Source organism: Paraburkholderia sp. 2C, assembly GCF_054589215.1.
Window position 1 is genome coordinate 1 of the sequence record NZ_BAAILL010000036.1, and the last position, 17,817, is coordinate 17,817.

Here is a 17,817-nt window from a genome sequence, read left to right on the forward strand (position 1 = left end):
AGACTTCCTCTCCGATAGCGCCGCCGAAGAGACGCTCGACGCGGTGATCAACTGGGGCCGTTACGGCGAGATTTTTTCGTATAACGACCAGTCGGAGATTTTCAGCCTCGAGGACGTCGAGTCCTGACTCGCGCGGGAACCGCTACTGCAGGTTCCCCCACCGGTCGACCGCGGGTTCCGCCGACGCCCATTTCCACCAGCGTTTGTCCTGCTGCATCTGGCATGCGGCGGCCGTGTACCAGTGCTCGGGCGAATTCGCCTCGTCGCCGTCGGCGACCGAGAACGCGAACTCCTTGCAGTCCGCGAGCGCCGACGAAAACGCGCGCGTCACGCGGATCTGCCCGTGGCCGTTTTCGATCGGCAGCGTGTGCTTGACGTTCCACGGCCGCGTGTCGCCGACTTTCATCGTGCCGACGAGCGCCGCGATCACGTTCTGCTGATCGCTATGCATGACGCGGTAGTAGCGATTGATGGACTCGGTCGTCACCGCCTGCACGGCGATGCCGACGCCGATGCCGATCGCCGGGTTCGCGGTGACGATGCCGGTTGCCGTGCCCGCCGCCGCGCCGCCTGCCGCACCGAGCGACGTGGAGCTGCAGCCGCTCATCAGCGTGCCGGCGCCGGCGCACAGTGCGGCGACGAGCGCTACGCGCAGCATGCCTTCGACGGCGCTCATTGCAACGCGCCCCAACGCTCGGTAGCGGGCTCAGCCGATGCCCACCGCCACGCGGTGCCGTCCCGGCAGATCGAAGCGACATAGAACGCGCTCGACGCGGGCTTGTCCTGGGTCGCCGCCTTGTCGACCGAGAACACAATTTCCTTGCAATCGAGCGGCCCGCTGCTGATGACGCGGCTCACCGTCACGCGGCCGTGTTCGTCTTCTTCGAGCGGCACCGAATGCGTGACGCTCCACGGTGCGACGCCGCCGACCTCGAGCGGCCCGGCGACCTGAGCGATGCCATCCTGAGTATTGCGATGGATCACGCGCTCCGAATACTGGACGCCGGCGCGCGCCGCGGCGACTGCGCCAAGACCGATGCCGGTCGCGACGGCTGCGTTGTTGGTGATGGACCCGGCGACGGCCGCACCGGCGATACCGGCACCCGCTGTTGCGCCTTCGGAGTAGAGCGACGAGCAGCCGCTCAGTGCGGTGGCGACCGCGGCGATAAAGAGCGCGGCCAGCAGCGCGCCCGGACGCGGCACCCGAATGGCGCCGGACATGATTGTTTGCATTGCTTCTTTTTGCTCCTGCTTACCCGTCGCGCCGCATGGAAGGGGGGCGCGGCCGCTACGGGTCAGACCTCATGACTTGTTAGCAAAAGGATTGTGCAGGATGCCTTTTGTAATTGGCATAGAAAAAATGCAAGTAATTGCAAAAGCTGATGCGTGTGCCGGACGTTTCTGTTTAACGCCCGGCTATCGGGTGCTGTGGCTCGACTCAGTTGCCCGGTCTGATGGACGGGTTGTCTTCCGGGCTGCCGTCATCTTCGTCGCCGTAGGTGCTCAAGCGGTTGTACAGCGTCTTCAGACTGACGCCGAGCGCCTTCGCCGCGCGCCGCTTGTCGCCGCCGCAGTACTTGAGCGTGCCGAGAATGATCTGCTTTTGCGCGTCGGCGAGCGGCGTGCCGATCCACACGCTCATCGAGTCGCCGAGCGTAACGGGCTTCTTCACGCGCGACATCAGATGCGGATGAGGCAGCTCGACCGACTTTTCCGCGAGGATAAATGCGCGATACACGGCGTTTTTCAGTTCGCGCACATTGCCGGGCCACGACCAGGTGCGCAGCGTCTCCATCGAGCGCTTGCTGAATACCTTGTTCGTGCCTTCCTGCTGATTCAATGCGGCGAGAAAGTGCTGCGCGAGCAGTTCGCGGTCGCCTTCGCGTTCGCGCAACGGCGGTGCGCGCAACGGAAATACCGCGAGCCGGTACATCAGGTCTTCGCGCAGTCCGTTTTCCTTGACGGCGACCGCCGGATCGCGGTTGGTCGCCGCGATCACGCGCACGTCGCCGCGAATCAGCTCGGAGCCGCCGACGCGAAAGAACGTGCCGGTTTCGAGCGCGCGCAGCAGCTTGACCTGGCGCACCGGCGACATTTCCGTCACCTCATCGAGAAACAGCGTGCCGCCGTTCGCATGCTCGAAGTAACCGATGCGGCCTTGCACGGCGCCCGTGAAGCTGCCTTTCTCGTGGCCGAACAGTTCGGCTTCGATAAGCTCGTCCGGAATCGCGCCGCAATTGACCGCAACGAATGCGCCGCTCCTGCGTGCGCTGTGTTCGTGAATCGTGCGGGCGATCAACTCCTTGCCGGTACCCGATTCGCCGATGATGAGCGCGGTCGCGTCGGTCGCCGCCACGCGTTCGATCTGCTCGTAAAGATCGAGCATAACGGGGGACGAGCCGTACAGCGTCCCGTACGACTTCAGTCCCGCGACGCCTTCGGCGCCGCGCTGTTTTGCCTGTGACGTTGCGCTGCCGCCGGCAGTGTCGGCGGCGGGCGAGTCCAGATCGGTTGACGCCATAACCAGGGTGTCCTGTGTAAATGTTCGAGGATGTGATGGCGCGGGCCGTGAGAGGGCGGGTTCCATCCCGATGCATCACCGTGAACCGCGCGTGCGCACGATGCGCGATACGCTGCAGTTGCGCCGGAAGCGATCCGCCATCTCGTAAAAACTAATTTAACCACTGGCACGCCATACCCGGCAAGGCGCTTGCATTCGTCGCGCATGGCAGTGGCGGGCGGAAAAAAGTTCGTGGCGGACGTTTGCGAACCTGGCAGCCGGCAACATTGACACGTTGTTCGCGAGGAACTTCGCGATGCGCGCGTTCATCGACATGATTGTCGGGTATGGCTGTTGCAAGCGTGCCATCTATCGACAAAAGAATCGACGTAAAGATCGACAAAACCTGAAAACAGGAGAAACGCGATGACAGCCACCACCGACCAGTTCGCGCTCGGCAAGCAGAAAATTGTCGAGGACCTGAACGTATTGTTGACGGATTCGGAGGAAATGCTGCGCCTCGTGGCCCAGTTGCCAGGCGAAGGTCTTGACGCATTGCGCGAACGTCTGCGTGCGCATGTCGATACGTTGCGCACGGCGCTCGCCGATGCGCAGGTCGCCGCGCAGCGCGGCTATCGCAGCGCGACGGTGCAGACCGAGCGATATGTGCGGCAAAACCCGTGGCAGGCGCTTGGCCTTGCCGTGGGTGCGGGCTTTGTGCTCGGTGTGCTGGCGGCGCGCTGACGCGGCAGCGGTTTCGTTCATGGTTCATTGCCCACGGTTCTCACAAGCAAGGAGGTCAACATGGCTCGACCCAGAATCGGCATCTTCGGTGCGCTCTTCGCCATCGGCGGCATGCTCGCATGGCGCTGGGCGCAGAATCGCCGCTCCGCGCAAGCGGCCACCCTGCGCGATCTGACGCGCTGGGAGGGCGAGGGCGGCGCGGTCACCGCCGACAGCGACGCTTTGCAGCCGGCGACGACGTCGGGCGGCACGCATCCGCGCGTCGGTAACGGCGCCGATCACAGCGCGGCCGGCGGCGCGTGGCCGTTCCCGCGTAGCTGACCGGTCCTGCCGGCTGGCAAGGCTGCGTCGCGGTGGCGTCAGCGCTTTTGGCTGACGCAAGCAGCCGCAATGCTTGCGCGCCTGCGCCCTGCGCGGTCACGCGCGCCGCCTCGCGCCGTGCGCCGTGCGGTGTTCGCGGCACGAACGCCGCGCTGGCCGGCGTTTTTCTGCCGGCGGTCGACCGCGCATTCGGCAAAACCTGACCGGCCCGTATCGTTTTATTGGGATATCGCCGTATAATAAGTAAATGAACAACAATGAAGCGTTTTGCCTCACTTTTAGGCGGCAATTGTTGCGAGATTGCGCTAAGTTGGTAAATTTTTCATAGACAGCCGCTCCAAGCGGCGTTGCCACACCTAGCATTGACGTAGGCTCGTGACCGTTCGCGTTCGAGCTATCCACCACCCGTACTTTTAGGTTTCGGAAAACGCGATGCCACACGCACTGATTGTCGATGACGATCCGGGTACCCGCGAAGCGCTAGCCGCGATCATCGCCGAAGACGGCCTGACCACCGCGACTGCCGGCGATTTGCGCGAGGCCCGCATTCAACTCGTCCGGCAGATGCCGGACGTCGTATTCACTGACCTGAAGCTGCCGGACGGCACGGGCGTCGATCTGTTCGAAGATCTCGATCCGCGCTCCGGCGTCGAGTTCATCGTGATCACGGGACATGCGACCGTCGAGTCCGCCGTGAGCGCGTTGAAGATGGGCGCCGCCGACTATCTGGTCAAGCCGATCAACATGCAGCGCGTGAAGGCGATTCTGAATCGCCTGCCGCGCGCGGGCGATCTCAAGGCCGAAATCGGCACGTTGCGCGGCGAGCTGCGCCGCATGGGCCGCTTCGGTCTGATGCTCGGCAATTCGGCGGTCATGCAGCAGGTGTACGACCAGATCAGCCGCGTCGCGCCGACGGCCGCGTCGGTCATGCTGGTCGGCGAATCGGGCACCGGCAAGGAAGTCGCGGCGCAGACGCTGCATCAGCTGAGCCTGCGCCGCAAGCATGCGTTTCTCGCCGTGAATTGCGGCGCGATCTCGCCGAACCTGATCGAGTCGGAAATGTTCGGTCACGAGCGCGGCTCGTTCACCGGCGCCGATCGCCAGCACAAAGGCTATTTCGAGCGCGCCAACGGCGGCACGCTGTTCCTCGACGAAATCACCGAGATGCCGATCGAGCTGCAGGTCAAGCTGCTGCGCGTGCTCGAAACCGGCATGTTCATGCGCGTGGGCACGACGAAGGAGATCGAGACCGACGTGCGGCTCATCGCCGCGACCAATCGCGATCCGGAGCAAGCGGTGCTCGAAGGCAAGCTGCGTCTCGACCTGTATCACCGGCTCAACGTGTTCCCGATCAGCCTGCCGCCGCTGCGCGAGCGCGGCAAGGATGTCGAACTGCTCGCGCAATCGTTCCTCGACGAACTCAACGAGCAGCACGGCACGCGCAAGCACTTTCCGCCGGCGGTCAAGGACATGCTGCTGTCGTATCCGTGGCCGGGCAATGTGCGCGAACTGAAGAACTACGTGCAGCGCGCGCACATCATGTCGGGCACCGACTCCGACAGCACAGCCACGGTGCCGCTGCAAATCACGCTGTCGAAGTCGACGGCGGGCACCGCGATCACGATTCCGTTCGGCACCTCGCTCGCCGAGGCGGACCGTCAGCTGATTCTCGCGACGCTCGAGCAATGCGGCGGCGTGAAGACGCGTGCCGCGGAGATTCTCGGCATCAGCCTGAAGACGCTGTACAACCGGCTCGTCGAATACGGCAACGACGCGGGCCGTGCCGACGATGGCGACGGCGCCGAAGAACCGCAGGCATTCGGCAAGGCCGACGCGTAGGCGGAGTGCCGCGCGCGCCTGCGCACACGCCGCAGGTCACCGCAGGTCACCGCGGTCTGCTGCGGGCCTTTGCGGATACCAAAGAAGAGCGGTATCCGCAGAAGTCGCCGGGAACCCGAAACGGCACAGCCTTTGCAACGTCCTCGAAGAGGCACATGAGGACGCGAACAAGGAGGCTCCATGTCGAACCCGCACCACGACACCGTCGCTTTATCGAGTGCATCGGCATTGTTCGCGCGGCGCCGGTTGCGGACGACGGACGGGTTGCATCGTCCGGAGCCGACCGAGCCGCCCGGCCCCGACGATCCTGACGAGGGCGACGACGCGCCGCCCGATCCCGATCGCCTGCCTGGCGAACCGCTGCCACCGCCGATCGGCGACCCTCCGCCGAATTACGCGCCGCAAAGCGTTCGCGTGCCGATGCCGCGCGACGCGCATTGCGCGGCGAGCCGCCGCGTTCCCGAGCACCAGCGACCCGATCGTATTGATCCGACTTATCGGATGGCCCTCAACGGTGCCGTTGCATCTGCGCGGCTTGCTGTACTCGTTACAAAACCAGCGAACTTTTTACCGGCAATTTACGTTGCCGGGTTCTAGACTGTGGTGATGCCACCGTTCGGTGGCGGCCTTCCCCTGGAGGCATCGATCATGAGACACCCTGCATTGCGGCGCTCCGCGCGCCACTCGAAGCGCGAACCGCGCCCCGGCAGTGTTCCAGCCAGCTCGCCCGCGGCACCGGACCCGGCGGCGCAAAACCGCGCCGCGCCGGATGCCCCGCCGGACGGGGATCACAACCAGGGCGGCACGCGCAGGGAAGGACTCGACTACCAGCGCGATCTCGGTTCCGAGCAGGACGCCTGAGCGCTCCCGGTCGCACTTTCCGGTTGATTTGCCCGTGGTGGGAAAGCCTGCGCGCGCGCGGCGCGCGCAGGACGTTTTCGCTCGTTTGTCACATTTGCATACATTTTCCTGTTCCGGTTTGCCGCAATGCGGCATAACTCTTGCGTGCACTATTTCGGCGCATCGTCGCACGGAACGTCAACTGAATGAGGGGGAGCTGTATGAGCAGATTGATCGTAGTGTCGAACCGCGTCGCGCCGACGCAGGAAGGCCGTCCCGCAGCGGGTGGTCTGGCGATCGGCGTGCTGGATGCGCTGAAGGAAACCGGCGGTGTCTGGTTCGGCTGGAGCGGGGAGATTGCGGGCGAGCCGTCGCAGCCTGTGATCGAGAAGCAGGGCAACGTCACCTACGCGACCGTGGCGCTTTCGAAGCGCGACTACGACCAGTATTACCGCGGTTTTTCGAACGCGACGCTGTGGCCGACCTTCCACTACCGCAACGACCTGTCGCGCTACGACCGGCAGGAATATGCGGGCTATCTGCGCGTGAACGCATCGCTCGCGAAGCAGTTGAAGGAGATGATTCGCCCTGACGACATCATCTGGGTGCACGACTATCACATGCTGCCGTTCGCGCGCTGCCTGCGCGAGCTCGGCGTGAAAAACCCGATCGGCTTTTTCCTGCACATCCCGTTTCCGGTGCCGCAAGTGCTGCTGACCGTGCCGCCGCACGAAGAGCTCGTGAGGGACATGTGCAGCTACGACGTGGTGGGTTTTCAGACCGAGGCCGACCGCCAGTCGTTCGTCGACTATATCGAGCGCGGCCGTCACGGCAGCGCGAGCGAAGACGGCATCGTCCATGCGTACAACCGTTTCCTGAAGGTGGGCGCGTATCCGATCGGTATCTATCCGGATGCGATCGCGAAAGCGGCCGAGCAGTTTGGCGACCGCAAGGCGGTGAAGAGCCTGCGCGATGCGATGCGCAACCGCAAGCTGATCATGAGCGTCGATCGGCTCGACTATTCGAAGGGGCTCGTCGAGCGCTTCCAGGCGTTCGAGCGGTTGCTGCTCAATGCGCCCGGCTGGCACGGCCGCGTGTCGCTCGTGCAGATCGCGCCGCCGACGCGCTCGGACGTGCAGACCTATCAGCGCATCCGCCAGAACCTCGAAGGCGAAGCGGGCCGCATCAATGGCCGATTCGCACAGCTCGACTGGACGCCGATCCAGTACCTGAACCGCAAGTACGAACGCAATCTGCTGATGGCGCTATTCCGCCACTCGCAGGTCGGCTACGTGACGCCGCTGCGCGACGGCATGAATCTGGTCGCGAAGGAATACGTCGCGTCGCAGGATCCGGCCGACCCGGGCGTGCTCGTGCTGTCGCAATTCGCGGGCGCCGCGGAGCAGCTGCCGGGCGCGCTCGTCGTCAATCCGTTCGATCTGTCGCAGATGGCCGAAGCGCTCGAACGCGCGCTGTCGATGCCGCTCGCCGAGCGGCAGGCACGCCATGCGGACATGATGGCGCCGCTGCGCGAGAACAATCTTTCGGTGTGGCGCGATACCTTCCTCGCTGACTTGCGGCATGTGGCGACCGCCTCGTCGGTGACCGAAAAAGCGGTAAAGCGCGCTGACGTGACGGCTTGATGGAGTCGGACGTGGCGGCTGTCACGTCGACGCGTATGCATGAAACCCGATTTGCGCATCGCGCCCGATGCGCGGAGATCGGATGGCAGCTTCGGCTGCCGTTTTTTATTGGGCTTGTGTCACGTACTGGCGGGGCGCTTATCCGCGCGATCCGTCACGCCGACGCCGCCGCGCCCGTCTGCGTCACACGCAACGAGCTGACGACGGCCGCGACCGCGGCAAAGCCCGCCGCGACATACAGCGCGACGACCGGACCGTGGTGTTGCACCACGCCAAAGATCAGCGCGACGAGCGCGGCGCCCAAGGTCTGCCCGGTCAGGCGCGCGGTGCCGAGCATGCCGCTCGCGCCGCCGCTGCGCGAGCGCGGCGCGGACGACAGGATGGTCCGGTTGTTCGGCGACTGGAACATGCCGAAGCCGACGCCGCACAACGCCATGCGCCACGCAATATCGGCCGGCTGCGGATGCGTGCCGATCGTCGTCGCGAGCAGCAGCAGGCCGGCCGTCAACAGCGCGAGCCCGATGCCGCCGAGCAGTCCCGCCGACATCCGGTCGGACAGCACGCCCGAGACCGGCGCGGCGACGATGATGACGAGCGGCCACGGCGTCATCAGCAGGCCCGTCTGCACTTGCGACAGGCCGAGTGCGTTCTGCATCAGGAACGGCAGCGAGACGAACGCCAGCATTTGCGCGGTGAACGAGCAGACCGACGTGCCGATCGACAACGCGAAAACCGGATTGCGCATCAGATCGACGGGCAAAAGCGGGGCGGGCTGCGTCAACTGGCGGCGCACGAAGAAGTAGCCGATCGCGAGGGCGCCGATCAACTCCGCCGCAACGTACACGTACGATTGCCCGTGCCCGAGTCCATCGACGGCAAAGATCAGAAGGCCGAACACAAACGCGTTCATGACGGCGCTGACGTAGTCGTAGGGCAAGTCGTGACGCACGTTGCCGGGCAGGGCCTTGATGCCCATCGCAAACGCGGCGAGGCCGATCGGCACGTTGATCGCGAACAGCCACTGCCACGATGCGATCGACAGAATGCCCGCCGCGACAGTCGGTCCGACTGCCGACGACACGGCGACGACCATCGCATTGACCGAAATGCCACGGCCCAGCGACGCGGGCGGATAGATCATCCGCACCAGGGCGGTGTTCACGCTCATGATGCCGGCGGCGCCGAATCCCTGGATCACGCGTGCGAGCGCGAGTGTCGGCAGCGAGTTGGCCAGCGCGCAGCCTAGCGAGGCGAGCGTGAACAGCACCAGTCCGCCCAGATAGACGCGCCGGTAGCCGATCCGGTCGCCGAGCGAGGACAGCGGCAGCAGCGAGATCGTGACCGCAAGCTGATACGCATTGACGACCCAGATCGAACTGGCCGCGCTCGCATGCATATAGCGCGCGATGGTCGGCAGCGCGACGTTCGCGATGGCGCTGTCGATCACCGAGACCGAAATGCCGAATGCGACGACGAGGATTGCCCAATAGCGTTGCGGCAAGGGCAGGCCCAGTTCGTTGTCTTGCGCGGTGGCGGGGCCGCGGCGGTTGGCGGGATCGATGGTAGAGGGGGGAGAAGGGTTGCGGGAAGGTTGTGCGCGCATCGGCGGTGGCGGTGTAGCGATGGTTGTTTTTGCTTGATGGCCTCGCGGCCGCTCAAACCGTTGTGGATCGAAGGGCCGGGCTGGCTAGCGGGCCGGCCCGGCGCCGGCTACTTCAGTTCATACAGCCCCGTGTACGTCGTCGAGTCGAGCTCGTTCTGATGAATGAGCAGGCGCGCGACCGCATTCGTCGTTTCCGGCGCGAGCGGCAACGGCGCCTTCAGCGCGTACAGCCTGAAGATGAAGCGATGCGTCTTGTCGCCGCGCGGCGGCGCCGCGCCGCCATAACCTTGCGTGCCATAGTCGTTGCGCAGTTGCACCGCGCCGTGCGGCAGCAGTGTGCCGTCCGCTTTGCCCGCGTTGCGCGGCAGGCTGCGCGCATCGACCGGAAGATTGACCACCACCCAATGCCAGAATCCGCTGCCCGTATGCGCATCGGCATCGTAGACGGTCAGCGCGAGGCTTTGTGCGTCTTCGGGCGGCGCATCCCACTGCAGGGCGGGCGAGATGTTTTCGCCGTCGACGCCGAACGATTTGTCGTTGTATTCGGCCGCTCTCGGCAGAAAACCGTTCGCGGGAAAGTCGTCCGACCAGATTCGGAAATCAGCCATCGTATGCCTCTTTCATGTGAGTTCTGAGAGGGACGGGCTCTGCGGGCGAGGCCCGGCTTAGCCAGTCAAGTTTAGCACCGCACGCTTACATGCCTTGAGGCCTCGATTGCGCGGATGCGCTCAGGAAAGGCACGTAGGGAGGCGCGTTCGAAGCGCTTCCGGCGCGCGTTCAATGGCCGGCGCAACGATGCGTGGTGTAAGCCTGCAGTGGGGGAGCTCGCGCGGGTGGCTAGGCGCGTTCGTCGAGCGTGGGCGCGTCGCTTTGCAGCCAGTCGACGAGGCGTTGCAACACGCCGTCGAGGTCCCGATTCGCGCCGCGCAATGCGCATTCCCAGACCGTCGCGACACGCCAGCCGCGTTCGAGCAGCGCGGCCGTCACCTTCGCGTCGTTGCTGCGGTTGCGGCCGATCTTTTCGCGCCAGAAGTCGACGCGCGTTTGCGGCCACTTGAACAGATGACAATCGTGACCATGCCAGAAACATCCATGCACGAATACGACCGCGTGATAGCGCGGCAGCACGATGTCGGGGCGGCCCGGCAGGTCGCGCACGTCGAGGCGAAAGCGAAAGCCGCGGCGGTGCAGCAGGCTGCGGATCAGCAACTCGGGTTTCGTGTTGCGGCCGCGTATGCCGGACATCATCCGGCTGCGCGTCGCCGCATCGACGATATCGACCATTCACGCCACCTGGGCGTGGATCGGCAAGCGCGGCGGCGCGAGCGGCACGGCGTTGTCGAGCGCGCCTGTTGTCGGGAATGAGGTGTCCGATGCGGTGCTTGATGCGGTACTTGATGCCGTGCCTGATGCGGTGCCGGGTGCGGTGCCGGGTGCAGCGGCGGTGCCCAACGCGGCGGGCAGTGCCGCTTGCACGTGCGGCAGCATGATGCGCGCGACTTCGCGCATGACCGGCATCACGACGCTATTGCCGAACTGGCGGTACGCCTGCGTATCGCTGACCGGAATGCGGAACGTGTCGGGAAAGCCCATCAGGCGCGCGCATTCGCGCGGCGTCAGCCGGCGCGGCCGCAGCCGATTGCCCTGATGCACGAGGATTTCGGAGCCGTCCTTGTGATAGCGCGCGGACAGGGTGCGCGTGACGCTGTCGGGATACGCGAGGCCGAAGCCGAAACCATTGCCCGCCGCGCGATGTTTTTCCGCATAGCTTTGCAGGTAAGCCCAGAGCTTCGGGCTTAACGTGTACTTCGCTTGCACGGCGCGCGCGCGATGATCGAAGAAGCGCTCGCCGTCCCACGGCAGCACGGGTTCGCTGCCGTCGGTCCGGTGCAGGATCGACGCGAGCCGCGGGCCCGCTTCGGGCAGGCGCAGGTCGTCCCACGTGAATGACGTGGCGTTCCGAAAGCCGACGATGATGATCCGCTCGCGATGCTGCGGCGTGAAATGCTGACCGTCGATCACGCGGTAGTGCACTTCGTAGCCGAGTTCGTCGCGCAGCGTCTGCAGGATCACGTCGAACGTGCGGCCCTTGTCGTGCGACAGCAGGTTCTTCACGTTTTCGAGCAGGAACGCGGCCGGGCGGCGCGCCGCGATAATACGCGCGACGTCGAAAAAAAGCGTGCCCTGCGTCGTGCATTCGAAGCCGTGCGGACGGCCGAGCGCGTTTTTCTTGCTGACGCCCGCAATCGAGAACGGCTGGCACGGAAAGCCCGCGAGCAGCACGTCGTGCTCGGGCACCGTGTGTTCGGGGCAGGACACGATGTCGCCGATCAGCGTGTGGTTGGGCGCCGCAAAGGCGGAGGCCGCTGCTGCTGGGATACCCGTGGTTGTCGCGAGGCTTTCGTCGAAGTGCTCGAAGTTCTCGCGGTAGGTCTTCTGAGAAAACGTGTTCCATTCGCTCGTGAACACGCATGCGCCTCCTTGCGCCTCGAAGCCCATCCGGATGCCGCCGATGCCGGCGAAGAGGTCGATAAAGCGAAAGCTCGGCGCGGCGTCGCGCGCGCGTGGGTGAAGTGCCGTGGCCGTGGCCGGCGCGTGCAGCAGCGCTTGCAGCTTCTGCGCCATGCGTGCGGGGCAGAGCGTCTCGCCCTTTTCCCAGCGGCGCACCGTCTTGATGTCCTTGCCGACATGCGCGGCGATTTCTCGTTGTGTGAAGCGGATGCGCGCCTGTTTCAACAGGTCAAGCGGTGAGGCCTGGGTCACAGGATGTCCTTGCTGGGTATTTTTGCGGACATTATGACGTATCGCGCGCTCCTGTCTTGCCGGTGGCGCGTGCGCGCGACAACGGTCGTGCAATCGCGTGCAGGGGCGGCAACGAATGTGCTAGCGAAAGGTCTGCGGAATCGGCGGAACCCATGCGATCAGCGGGGGCGGCGTGGCCGGGCGGCACGGGTTGCGCGGCGAACCGGCGGCCGGGCGCTCGTCGACGTCGCATTTGCCGCGATGTTGGCCGCCGCAGCCGGGCTCGCCCGGTTGTTTAGCGGGGCGCCCATGAAAGGCGGCGGCTCGAGCCTGGACGCATCGAGATGCTCGAGTTGCAGCAGCAGGCCGTCGATCGCGCAACGCTGCGGTTTGCTCAGATGATCGTGCGCAAGCAACGGGTTCAGACGCTCGCGCCAGTACGCGGCCGGCAGAATCGCGCCGCCGGAGTCGCCGTGCATCGAGGCCGGCATGACGCGGCCGATATGAGCGATGTCCTCGTCGATCAGCATCGACATCGAGAAGCCGGACGGAGTGTGCGGGTGACGGTCCATGCGTCGCATTGACGACGCGGACGCGAAGAACTTGAGGCGCGGGTCGCGAAAAAATTCCGCGATCGCCGTGAGTCAGGTCAGCACGAGCGCGAGACTGCACGACAACACGATCAGCATGAGACCTGCGGCGAGCGCGATGTTGTAGGGGTAGCGCATGGCTGTCGGGCAGAGGTAGGGAGGCGGTGAGGGCATGATAAGACGTTGGAATACGTCCGGCGTGAGCGACCTATCGGGAAAGGTGGGCCTGCGCACACAGGCCGTCGGCGGTGCGTACACACGGTGCGAGTGCGGGGCGAGGCAGCGCGGTAACGAAGATGTTTCATGCTTCGAAACATCGGCGCGCATTGCCTAAAATGAGTGGATGGGTGTCGTCGGGATGGAGGATGTGATGAATGAGTCGACATTGGCCTATCTGTTGGGGCCATCGGTGATGGTGATCGTCTGTGTCGCGCTGTGGATCATCGCGCATCAACATCACAAATCGTCGCATGGCGGCCCGCGCGCGCGTCGCCTGCGCTGGCTCGACACGTATCACGGAGACTGGCGCCATCGTCACTAATGCGTTCATGCGCATGCTGCGGCACGTGTCGGCGCTCGCTCGCCGAACGGTGCCGGGCGCCGCGTGACCGCGCGCAAGTGTTCGCTTTGCGCGCGTCGTTTAACCCCCGCGTTCCCGCTTCCGCGTTTTAATCCCTTCCATTTGTCCTGTCGCGCGAAATAATGAATTGGGGATTTAGGCGTTTACCCTAAACGCCCTCGCTCCTAGACTGTTTTCAACGGTTGCACGCAAAGACGCGCAACTCAAATCGAAACCAATCTCGGAGGTGTGATCATGAAATCGCTCATCAAAGCTGTGGCACTTGCTGCTGTCCTCGCGGTTCCCGCCGTGTCGTTTGCCCAATCGAATCAGCCCCTGACGCGTGCCGAAGTGCGCGGCGAACTGACGCAACTGGAAAAGGTCGGCTACAACCCGTTCGATTCGAGCGACGCACACTATCCGGCCGCCGTTCAGCAGGCGGAATCGCGCGTGAGCGCGGCGGACAACGGCGGCTATGGCTCCGCGACTGGCGGTACGTCTGAATCCGGCACGACCCGCACTGAAGGCGCGCTGAGCACCTATTCGCCGCCGATCTATATCTACCAGCATCACTAAGCCGATCACGCCGTCGGACGACGCACGCTGACTGTGTCGCCAGCGAGTCGTCCGATTCAGCGAGATGTACGGCGGATCGGCCACTGATGTCGAGCCGCTGCGTCGTGTCGAATTAGTCGATAGAACCTCCATCGCCGGCTCCAACCGGCGATTTCGCCCAGCCCGCACCGCTGGGCATTTTTTCGTCTTCTGTTTTGCGCGCGAGGCGTGTCCAACCTCACGTGCTAGGATGCTGTGCGCTCGTCTCGAGCGCATTGAGGCGCGTTTCAAGTCGGCCCACGCTTTGGTTCCGGCCCCGGCCCCGGCTCCGGTTCCGGTTCCGGCTCCGTCAGACCGTTTTCCTGACTGCTCATCTCCCGGCCTGTCCGCATGCCCATCAACTATCTGCGCGGCTTTACCGCACCTGAACGAACCGATGCAGCCAATCGGCGCCTCGGGCGCTCGCTCGCGTTCGTCGCGGGGGCGGCCAACGCGGGCGGATTTCTCGCGGTCGGGCAGTACACGTCGCACATGTCGGGCATCGTTTCGTCGCTGGCCGACAACCTCGCGCTCGGCGATCTTGCGCTTGTCGTCGCGGGCCTGAGTTCGCTCGTGTCGTTCATATTCGGCGCGGCGACGTCGGCGGTGCTGATCAATTGGGGGCGGCGGCACCGGCTGCGCAGCGTCTACGCAACCCCGCTCGCCATCGAAGCCGCGTTGCTGCTGTGCTTCGGCTTGCTCGGCTCGAATCTCGAGCATCATCGGCTGTTTTTCCTGCCGGTCACGGTGTGCCTGCTGTGCTTCGTGATGGGTCTGCAGAACGCGATGATCACGAAAATCTCGCGCGCCGAAATCCGCACGACGCATATGACGGGGCTCGTCACCGACATCGGTATCGAACTGGGCAAGCTGTTCTACTGGAATGGCCTGCGTCCTGAAGCAGGCGATGGCGCGGGCGCGGAGGGCGTGGTACGTGCGGACCGGCAGAAACTCGCCTTGCTGGGCTCGCTGCTCGCATGGTTTCTGGCCGGCGGATTGGCGGGGGCGGCCGGCTTCAAGCACTTGGGGTTCGTGTCGACGTTGCCGCTTGCCGTCGTACTGCTTGCGGTCGCGGTCGTACCCCTTATGGACGATATGCGCAGCGGCGCGCGCAAGATGCGTTTCTAGCGCGTGCAATGCCGCGGCGGGGCGAGCGGATTACTCGCCTTCGTCGTGCAGGTCGTTACCGGAAGCCCACAGCAAATCGATCAAAAAGCTTTCGATGACGGCATGCCATTCGGGCGTGCCTTCGGCAAAGTCTTCCGGATTGTGCTTACCGCGCGCGCGACGAATAGCTCGCACGGAGTTTTCGAGCGCGATCGCCTCGTCGTACCGGGACGTGCCTCGCTTGAGCGGGAGGTGTTTTTCGGATTCCATGCCCCGGTTGTCGGCAGTGGACGGCTAGAACTTTAGCGGCGTTTCAGCGGTGCGCGCGCGTGGCCGAAATGCGCAATCTCGACACAATTGTCACGCGAGACGAAATAATGATTTCCTCGGATTAGGGTTTCCCCTAGGTCGCTGAATGCCTAGACTGATTTCACACGGCGCTTACTTACAGGCCGTCGCAAATCAAACCAATCTCGGAGGTCATGATCATGAAATCGCTCATCAAGGCTGTCGCTATCGCTGCTGTGCTCGCGGTGCCCGCTGTGTCGTTTGCTCAATCGAACCAACCGGTGACGCGTGCTCAAGTCCGCGCCGAATTGGTGCAACTGGAAAAGGCGGGCTACAGCCCATTCGATTCGAGCGACGCGCACTATCCCGACGCACTTCAGCGAGCGGAAGCGCGTGTGACGACCGACACGACGGGTTATGGTCCCGCGACGGCAGGGACGGCTCAATCGGGCGCGCGCGGTCCCGTGTACGACTCGTTTTTGGGTTCGCCGTACAACCATTCGTAAGCAGTTGGAGTGAGCAGTAAAGAGGTAGTAGGGCGGCAGAGCAGTAAGAGGTAGTAGGGGTAGTGAAGCTGTATTGGAGCAGTACAGGCAGTAAAGCAGTAAAGCAGTAAAGCGTAGTAAGGCAGTAGGGGGAATTGCAGTGAAGTTCGCCCGCGGGTGAGTGGAGTACCGCGACGCGAACGCGAATGAAGCCCGCACCGTTCAGACGGTGTGGGCTTTTTCGCATTTGGAACATGGCGCATCGAACGATGAATGGCGAGCAGCGCAGGCCTCGAAGAGCGCGTACTATCTGAGCCGTCTGTTTAACCGGCTCAGGTTGTCGACCACTGCGTACACGGGATACCGCGATGAGAACGCAAACGCTCGCTTTCGTATTGCTGGCCTTGTCCGCGTCGCCTGCGGCACGCGCGGACGTCATCAAGGACAATCTGAACTACAGCATGACCGCCACCCCGTCGCGGAATATCGCCGATGCCGATTGCAACGCATGGACCGCGGCGCCGATCAGATTCGGCGATGGGGAGCCCACCGTCGATGTGGGCAGGCTTGCACTTTCGATGGTCGCGAACGCGGCGGCAGTGCATTCAGGCGCGCATGCGTATGGTCCGAATCCTCATGCATGTGATCGGCGGCCGCCGCAGGAAGGGCCATAGGGCCTAGCGTACATGCTGGCCATACGACTTACTTGCGCCGAAGGAGATGGCCCGAGGCAAGGCGACGGCAAGACACGGCGGAAAGCCGCGCAGAGATCTTGCGACGCTAACTGGTCCCCCCGACAGGAATCGAACCTGTATCTAGCGCTTAGGAGGCACTTGTTCTATCCATTGAACTACGGGGAGAGGACCCAAGACTGCGCACGCAAACGGCAGGGGGCAGAGTATAACAAAGCTGCACGTGCCACCGAATGACGCGCCACTACAAGCAGCACAAAACACAAAGCACAAACGACAACGACTACAAGCGCTGCTCAGAACTCGACAACCGCAAATTCCGACTTGCTCACATCGCACAACGGGCAACGCCAGTCCTCGGGGATATCGGCGAAGCGTGTGCCCGCCGCGATGCCGTCTTCAGGCAGTCCTTCTTCCTCGTTGTAGATCCAGCCGCAGATCAGGCACACCCAGCTTTTATATTCGACAACTTCACTCACGACGTACTCACCCATCCGTTCAAAACGCTCGATTCGCGCGTTGTTCCTTTCCTCGACGGACCACGCGCAGCAATCCACAATTTTACCGGAATTCGCCCAGTTGCCTCTTCGGCAAAGCGCCGCAGTTCCGGACGCCTCGCCGCGTAGCGCGCGAAATCGCCGTAGCACGCCCGGAGTATGCTTTAGCGCGGCCCCTGCGCGCCAACCTGTCCCGTGACGGGCCGTTATCTCAAGGAGAAGACGATGTTCAAGAACAGATGGTTGGGTTTCGCGCTGTGCGTTGCTCTGCTGGCCGCATCGGGGGTTGCGCGGGCCAATGGCGTGTCGTTCATCGAGCCGAAAGACGGCGCAACGGTGACGAACCCCGTACACGTGAAATTTGCCGTCGACGGCATGAAGATCGCGCCGGCCGGCACGATGACCGACGGCACCGGTCATCATCATCTGCTGATCGATGGGCAGCCGGTCCCGAAAGGCACGGTGATTCCGGCCAACGACAAGTCACTGCATTTCGGCAAAGGGCAGTCCGAAACCGAGATCACGCTGCCGCCCGGCGACCACACGCTGACGCTGCAATTCGGCGACGGCGCGCATCGCTCGTATGGCCCCGACTGGAGCCAGACGATTACCGTGCATGTGAAGTAACGCATCTGCAGTAACGCGAAGGGCGGACCCAGGGCGCGGATAGCGGGCGCCGCCTTTCGCCGCAACGCGCGGCGCCGCGACGCACCCTTCGCGCAGTGGGCCTCGCAGTGGGCCTTGCAGTGGGCCTTGCAGTGAGCCTTGCAGTG

21 protein-coding genes, 1 tRNA gene and 1 pseudogene are annotated in these 17,817 nt (G+C 64.0%); 12 read left to right on the plus strand and 11 right to left on the minus strand.

The window, feature by feature from the left end; genetic code table 11:
• Nucleotides 1-127, plus strand: a 127-nt coding sequence (locus ACYPXD_RS12635; protein ID WP_459713264.1) for an AAA-associated domain-containing protein, incomplete at its 5' end; no start/stop codon positions are given.
• Between the two features lie 15 nt (nt 128-142).
• Here ACYPXD_RS12635 and ACYPXD_RS12640 read toward each other — a convergent pair.
• The 3 genes from ACYPXD_RS12640 to ACYPXD_RS12650 all read right to left on the minus strand — a co-directional run bounded on the left by ACYPXD_RS12640 (nt 143) and on the right by ACYPXD_RS12650 (nt 2,521).
• Nucleotides 143-676: a hypothetical protein gene (locus tag ACYPXD_RS12640; protein WP_459711572.1), complete on the minus strand. Its 534-nt coding sequence runs from the start codon at nt 674-676 to the stop codon at nt 143-145.
• A complete protein-coding gene (locus ACYPXD_RS12645) occupies nt 673-1,221 on the minus strand; it encodes a hypothetical protein (RefSeq protein WP_459711575.1) in 549 nt (182 codons plus the stop codon). Before ACYPXD_RS12645 ends, ACYPXD_RS12640 begins: the two co-directional genes overlap by 4 nt.
• A gap of 217 nt (nt 1,222-1,438) precedes the next feature.
• Complete coding sequence (locus ACYPXD_RS12650; RefSeq protein ID WP_459711578.1) at nt 1,439-2,521, minus strand: sigma-54 interaction domain-containing protein; 1,083 nt, start codon at nt 2,519-2,521, stop codon at nt 1,439-1,441.
• A 405-nt stretch (nt 2,522-2,926) separates the two neighbouring features.
• Between ACYPXD_RS12650 and ACYPXD_RS12655 the strand changes: the two genes are divergently transcribed.
• The 5 genes from ACYPXD_RS12655 to otsA all read left to right on the plus strand — a co-directional run bounded on the left by ACYPXD_RS12655 (nt 2,927) and on the right by otsA (nt 7,887).
• Nucleotides 2,927-3,244 carry an ElaB/YgaM/YqjD family protein gene (locus ACYPXD_RS12655; RefSeq protein WP_459711581.1) on the plus strand — a complete coding sequence of 106 codons (318 nt, stop codon included), beginning with the start codon at nt 2,927-2,929 and terminating at the stop codon, nt 3,242-3,244.
• 60 nt (nt 3,245-3,304) lie between these two features.
• Nucleotides 3,305-3,565 carry a hypothetical protein gene (locus tag ACYPXD_RS12660; protein WP_459711583.1) on the plus strand — a complete coding sequence of 87 codons (261 nt, stop codon included), beginning with the start codon at nt 3,305-3,307 and terminating at the stop codon, nt 3,563-3,565.
• A gap of 432 nt (nt 3,566-3,997) precedes the next feature.
• Complete coding sequence (locus ACYPXD_RS12665) at nt 3,998-5,404, plus strand: sigma-54-dependent transcriptional regulator (protein ID WP_459711586.1); 1,407 nt, start codon at nt 3,998-4,000, stop codon at nt 5,402-5,404.
• 648 nt (nt 5,405-6,052) lie between these two features.
• The gene (locus tag ACYPXD_RS12670) at nt 6,053-6,265 is read left to right on the plus strand and encodes a hypothetical protein (protein WP_459711588.1); all 213 of its coding nucleotides are present in this window, start codon (nt 6,053-6,055) and stop codon (nt 6,263-6,265) included.
• 200 nt (nt 6,266-6,465) lie between these two features.
• Nucleotides 6,466-7,887: an alpha,alpha-trehalose-phosphate synthase (UDP-forming) gene (gene otsA, locus ACYPXD_RS12675; RefSeq protein WP_459711591.1), complete on the plus strand. Its 1,422-nt coding sequence runs from the start codon at nt 6,466-6,468 to the stop codon at nt 7,885-7,887.
• A 154-nt stretch (nt 7,888-8,041) separates the two neighbouring features.
• Here the strand turns inward: otsA and ACYPXD_RS12680 are convergent, their stop codons facing one another.
• The 5 genes and pseudogenes from ACYPXD_RS12680 to ACYPXD_RS12700 all read right to left on the minus strand — a co-directional run bounded on the left by ACYPXD_RS12680 (nt 8,042) and on the right by ACYPXD_RS12700 (nt 12,804).
• Entirely contained in the window at nt 8,042-9,490 is a 1,449-nt protein-coding gene (locus ACYPXD_RS12680; protein ID WP_459711593.1) for an MFS transporter, read from the minus strand.
• 107 nt (nt 9,491-9,597) lie between these two features.
• Complete coding sequence (locus ACYPXD_RS12685; RefSeq protein ID WP_459711595.1) at nt 9,598-10,098, minus strand: YbhB/YbcL family Raf kinase inhibitor-like protein; 501 nt, start codon at nt 10,096-10,098, stop codon at nt 9,598-9,600.
• Nucleotides 10,099-10,327: 229 nt separating this feature from the next.
• Nucleotides 10,328-10,774, minus strand: a complete 447-nt coding sequence (locus tag ACYPXD_RS12690; RefSeq protein WP_459711597.1) for a very short patch repair endonuclease — start codon at nt 10,772-10,774, stop codon at nt 10,328-10,330.
• 177 nt (nt 10,775-10,951) lie between these two features.
• A pseudogene (gene dcm, locus ACYPXD_RS12695) lies at nt 10,952-12,253 on the minus strand (DNA (cytosine-5-)-methyltransferase); the annotation flags it as partial.
• Nucleotides 12,254-12,411: 158 nt separating this feature from the next.
• Entirely contained in the window at nt 12,412-12,804 is a 393-nt protein-coding gene (locus ACYPXD_RS12700; RefSeq protein ID WP_459711599.1) for a hypothetical protein, read from the minus strand.
• Between the two features lie 388 nt (nt 12,805-13,192).
• On the opposite strand from ACYPXD_RS12700, the gene ACYPXD_RS12705 reads away from it, so the two are divergent.
• The 3 genes from ACYPXD_RS12705 (at nt 13,193) to ACYPXD_RS12715 (ending at nt 15,103) form a co-directional block, all read left to right on the plus strand.
• Nucleotides 13,193-13,363 carry a hypothetical protein gene (locus ACYPXD_RS12705; protein ID WP_459711601.1) on the plus strand — a complete coding sequence of 57 codons (171 nt, stop codon included), beginning with the start codon at nt 13,193-13,195 and terminating at the stop codon, nt 13,361-13,363.
• Nucleotides 13,364-13,636: 273 nt separating this feature from the next.
• Entirely contained in the window at nt 13,637-13,957 is a 321-nt protein-coding gene (locus ACYPXD_RS12710; RefSeq protein ID WP_459711603.1) for a DUF4148 domain-containing protein, read from the plus strand.
• A gap of 369 nt (nt 13,958-14,326) precedes the next feature.
• Nucleotides 14,327-15,103 carry a YoaK family protein gene (locus ACYPXD_RS12715; protein ID WP_459711605.1) on the plus strand — a complete coding sequence of 259 codons (777 nt, stop codon included), beginning with the start codon at nt 14,327-14,329 and terminating at the stop codon, nt 15,101-15,103.
• Between the two features lie 30 nt (nt 15,104-15,133).
• Here ACYPXD_RS12715 and ACYPXD_RS12720 read toward each other — a convergent pair whose 3' ends face one another.
• Complete coding sequence (locus tag ACYPXD_RS12720) at nt 15,134-15,352, minus strand: hypothetical protein (RefSeq protein WP_219800357.1); 219 nt, start codon at nt 15,350-15,352, stop codon at nt 15,134-15,136.
• A gap of 218 nt (nt 15,353-15,570) precedes the next feature.
• Here ACYPXD_RS12720 and ACYPXD_RS12725 point away from each other — a divergent pair, with 218 nt between their 5' ends.
• Together ACYPXD_RS12725 and ACYPXD_RS12730 are read left to right on the plus strand one after the other, a co-directional pair.
• Nucleotides 15,571-15,876 (plus strand): DUF4148 domain-containing protein, encoded by a 306-nt coding sequence (locus tag ACYPXD_RS12725; protein WP_459711608.1) that lies wholly within the window; start codon nt 15,571-15,573, stop codon nt 15,874-15,876.
• Nucleotides 15,877-16,223: 347 nt separating this feature from the next.
• Entirely contained in the window at nt 16,224-16,529 is a 306-nt protein-coding gene (locus ACYPXD_RS12730) for a hypothetical protein (RefSeq protein WP_459711610.1), read from the plus strand.
• Between the two features lie 111 nt (nt 16,530-16,640).
• Here ACYPXD_RS12730 and ACYPXD_RS12735 read toward each other — a convergent pair.
• Nucleotides 16,641-16,715: transfer RNA gene (locus ACYPXD_RS12735), tRNA-Arg, on the minus strand.
• A gap of 128 nt (nt 16,716-16,843) precedes the next feature.
• Entirely contained in the window at nt 16,844-17,026 is a 183-nt protein-coding gene (locus tag ACYPXD_RS12740) for a rubredoxin (protein ID WP_308835243.1), read from the minus strand.
• A 243-nt stretch (nt 17,027-17,269) separates the two neighbouring features.
• On the opposite strand from ACYPXD_RS12740, the gene ACYPXD_RS12745 reads away from it, so the two are divergent.
• Nucleotides 17,270-17,671 (plus strand): DUF4399 domain-containing protein, encoded by a 402-nt coding sequence (locus tag ACYPXD_RS12745; protein ID WP_459711612.1) that lies wholly within the window; start codon nt 17,270-17,272, stop codon nt 17,669-17,671.
• Nucleotides 17,672-17,817 lie beyond the last annotated feature (146 nt).